This is a genomic window from Novosphingobium aerophilum (genome assembly GCF_014230305.1).
Lineage (GTDB): Bacteria > Pseudomonadota > Alphaproteobacteria > Sphingomonadales > Sphingomonadaceae > Novosphingobium > Novosphingobium aerophilum.
The window spans coordinates 1-3,549 of record NZ_JACLAU010000083.1; the positions used below are offsets into that span (position 1 = coordinate 1).

The 3,549-nt window shown below is 66.4% G+C and carries 5 protein-coding genes and 1 pseudogene; 1 reads left to right on the forward strand and 5 read right to left on the reverse strand.

The genetic code is table 11. From position 1 onward, the window contains the following. Positions 1-103: 103 nt before the first annotated feature. A complete protein-coding gene (locus H7F49_RS18885; protein ID WP_214647913.1) occupies positions 104-484 on the reverse strand; it encodes a DUF3800 domain-containing protein in 381 nt (126 codons plus the stop codon). A 203-nt stretch (positions 485-687) separates the two neighbouring features. Between H7F49_RS18885 and H7F49_RS18890 the strand changes: the two genes are divergently transcribed. Next, complete coding sequence (locus tag H7F49_RS18890; RefSeq protein WP_185685105.1) at positions 688-1,920, forward strand: DUF1173 domain-containing protein; 1,233 nt, start codon at positions 688-690, stop codon at positions 1,918-1,920. A 6-nt stretch (positions 1,921-1,926) separates the two neighbouring features. On the opposite strand, the gene H7F49_RS18895 is transcribed toward H7F49_RS18890, so the two are convergent. The 4 genes and pseudogenes from H7F49_RS18895 to H7F49_RS18910 all read right to left on the reverse strand — a co-directional run. After that, positions 1,927-2,430: a hypothetical protein gene (locus H7F49_RS18895; protein ID WP_185685106.1), complete on the reverse strand. Its 504-nt coding sequence runs from the start codon at positions 2,428-2,430 to the stop codon at positions 1,927-1,929. An 88-nt stretch (positions 2,431-2,518) separates the two neighbouring features. Beyond that, positions 2,519-3,031, reverse strand: a complete 513-nt coding sequence (locus H7F49_RS18900) for a hypothetical protein (RefSeq protein ID WP_185685107.1) — start codon at positions 3,029-3,031, stop codon at positions 2,519-2,521. Between the two features lie 45 nt (positions 3,032-3,076). Beyond that, positions 3,077-3,361: a hypothetical protein gene (locus H7F49_RS18905; RefSeq protein ID WP_235982353.1), complete on the reverse strand. Its 285-nt coding sequence runs from the start codon at positions 3,359-3,361 to the stop codon at positions 3,077-3,079. Positions 3,362-3,382: 21 nt separating this feature from the next. Next, positions 3,383-3,549 (reverse strand): annotated as a pseudogene (locus tag H7F49_RS18910) (IS30 family transposase); the annotation flags it as partial.

Consider the following 3,549-nt stretch of genomic DNA (forward strand, 5'->3'; position numbering starts at 1 on the left):
GTATCGCTTCGAGACCCGCGTATGCTGCGCGCGGGTGGCTGGGGTCCACATGCCTGTCTCCGAGAAGTCTGCAAACTCCCGGAATCACATGTGTCTCAGCCGCTCAACCCCTTTCGAAACGGCCTCTGAGGCCATCGATGAAACCCAGCTTCTCGGCTTCGTTGGCGAACTTGAAGGGGCCGGTTTCCTTGCGAATTTCTCGCTCGTGCAGGATCACGATGTCGTGGCCGAAATGGTTGAACTTGAACTTCTCTAGCGCCGGGACGACCTTCTCGCTGTAGTGCTTCTTGTAGAAGACGCAGAATGCGAGGACGAACAGCGGGTAATTGGGATCGACGGTGTGCATGCCGTGATCCCCGCTCTCATCGACGTAGACGATGAAGTTGCTGAAGCGCCCCGTGGGCGTGGTCGCGCTCTTGCGGTCCTCGACCACCGGGTCGAGATCCAGATCGAACAAGGAAAATTGCTGGTCGGATGCCGTCATCGCGCCGTGATGCCAGCGCGGAACTCGCAAGCCAAGCCGAAGCGGGGTTTTCCACACACCACCCACCGGCACAGCAAACCTTGCCGCACTCGCAAGGCCGGCATAGACTGGCCCAGCGTGCCCATCCGGGGCCGCGTCAAACGAAGGAGATGCGCGAGAGGTCGAACGGGCAGCGTCGATCGCGAGAAATTGGAGATACCCCAATGATCCAGCGATACCGTGTGCTCGGCCGCAGCGTGGCCGAAGGCGATGAACTTCAGCCCGTCTTGCGCGAAGCCTACGAGCGCAAAAGCCCGGTCCATTGCGAATGCCGCAAGGGAACCGAACTCCCCCTTTACATTTCGCACCGCCAGAACCGCTACGTGCTCGCGCGCTGGCCGGGCTCGGGCGCGCGTCATGCGACCGCCTGCGATCATTACGAGGCACCCGATTACCTCACCGGCATGGGCCAGGTCCGCGGGAGCGCCGTGCTCGACGATGAGGCGAGCGGCGAGACCAGCCTGAAGCTCGGCTTCCCGCTCTCGCGCGGAGCGGCCCGGCTCGCGCCCGCAGCGCTCACCAACGACAAGCCGACGGTGAAGTCCTCGGGTCAGAAGCTGTCGATGCGCGGGCTGCTGCATGTCCTGTGGGACCGGGCGGAGCTGACGCATTGGCATCCGAAGATGGCGGGCAAGCGGACGTGGTTCGTGGTGCGCCGCGCGCTGCTCGAGGCGGCGGCCAGCTGCCGGGCCAAGCAGGAAGCCCTGCCCCACGTGCTGTTCGTGCCCGAGAGCTTCAAGGTCGAAGAAAAGGAAGAGATCCGGGCGCGTCGCCGCGCGGCCCTCGCCCGGGTCTATGCTTCGCGGGACGAGATGATGGTGGTCGTGGGCGAGATCAAGGAGATCGTTCCCGCGCACGGCGCGGAAAAGATCGTGCTGCGTCATGTCGGCGACATGCCCTTCGTGATGGACCAGGACATGGCACGGCGCTTCCACAAGCGGTTCGCCGGCGAACTCGCGCTGTGGCAGGCGCAGGATGGTCCGAACGGCAAAAACGGGCACCTGGTTCTCGCCGGCTCGTTCGCACGGCGGCGCGAGGGCACCTTCGACCTTATCGAGGTGGCGCTGATGCCCGTCACGCCCGAGTGGCTGCCCTACGAGACCAGCGACGAGCGCTACCTTGTCGGCAAGGCGGTCGCGGAGAAGCGGCGGTTCGTGAAGGGTCTGCGCGTCAATCTCGACACCGACACGCCGATCGCCAGCCTGGTGCTCAAGGACACCGGCGAGGAAGCCAGCGCCATCCACATCCATGACCGCGACAACGAGGTGGCGGAGCCGCTGGAAGCGCTGCTCGCCGGGCAATGCGTCGCTCACCTGCTGTGGAAGGAAGGCGAGCCGCTCCCGGCCCGCGTCAGCCGGCCGCCGCGGCGCAGCTGGGACGCGCAGCAGGCCGCCTGAGCAGGCTCAGTCGTCCGACCGGGGCAGCGGTTTGGTCGGTAGCAGGTCGAGACGCCGGGGCGTGTCCCCAATTGCCCGCAAGGCTTCGAGCCGCGTCGCGGCCTCCCCCTCGTGCTGGGTGATTTCGATGCGGTTGAGGCCGACGATGGTCCAGACCGCGAGTTCGGACCGCTCTGTCACGTGGACCGAGTAGGCGATGGGCAGCTTGTCGGGATAGAGCCAGAGCAACAGCACCGGCAGTGCGGCGAGATTGGGTTGGCCATCGATCGCGGCGAGCGTCATCATGCCAGCCTCGCGGTCATACCGGCAGGTGATCCCGAGCGGCCGCGGGTGCCCGGCAAGGCCGAGGATCGTCTCGCGTGGCCGAACACCGAAGACCGCGTCGAGTTCGGCCGGGGGTTCGGCTTCTGCGTTCTCAGACATTTCGGCGAGGAACATTTCGACCGCAGCGAAGCGCGCGGCTTCCTCGCGCGTGCAGGCAAGTTCGAGCGTGAGCGTGATCGAGGACATGGCTGAGACTTTCGTGTTGCCGCACGCGCCCCGCGTCCCGTTGCCAAGGCAAGGGATAGAACGGCGGACAGGCGCGGATTTGAACGGGTCAGAGGACGAGGTGGCGCTCGACGTGGGCGCGTGTCCGCGGCCTCTGGAGATTGAAGACGGGGACGCCGTGACTGGCGGCAATCCGCAACGCCTGGCCGGTGCCGCCCGAGGCCTCACCGTCGGCGGTCCAGCACAGCACGAATTCCGCTGGGCTATCGAGCGAGCAGCCCAAGACCTGGAACACGTTGCGGGTGTGGAGCGCCTGGACGAAGGCCGAGACCCCGGCAAAGGCCGGATGGTGCGCGGCGGCGATAGTGCGCGCCCTGCCCCAGAGCTCGTCTCCGAACGTATCGGGATGGAACGCGCTTGCCGAACCGCGCCAACCCGCCGCCGGCAGGAAGATCTGCGCATCACGGCCGGCCCCACGCTCGAACGCGCTGTCGGCGCCGATCGCGTGGCCCGAGCGCAGGACATAGCCGCGCTTGGTGAGCGCGAAGGCGGCACGCGTCATCAGGCTGAGGACGTCGGGCGGCGTCGCGCGCGCACCGATCCCGGCATAGAAGCGAGGCATGGGCTTGGACTCCCTTTAGGAACGCCCAGTTCCAGCCCCCTCCCCTTACCCAGTGTCGGCGGCAGCGACCGTGGCAGGACCGTAGGCGGCGAGCAGGTTGCGGTGGAGCACCGCGTTCGCAGCCGGGAAAAAGCTGCCGTCGGCGTTCGCCCGGGTGATCTGGAGCGCGGCGGCAACCACATCGCGGAATGGGCGCGTGACGGCGCGCGAGCCCTCGTAGGTCACCGGCTGCGGAAACCCCGCCGCGATCCAGGTGGCGGGTTCGACAAGGTCGTCGAGCCAGCCTTGCGCGTCTTCGGGCAAGGGCAGTTCCGCCGAGACCAGCCACAATGTCCGGTATGTCCGGTGGGTTCAACCGATCGATGCAACGCTCTGGGCGAACTTCTCAGCTGGCGTTTGGTACATCAAGGTTTTTCTCGGCCGCTCGTTGAGCTGTCTGGCGATGGCGCTGAGTTGGGCCTGGCTGAACGTCGATAGGTCGACGCCGTGGGGCAGGTATTGGCGCAGCAGGCGGTTGG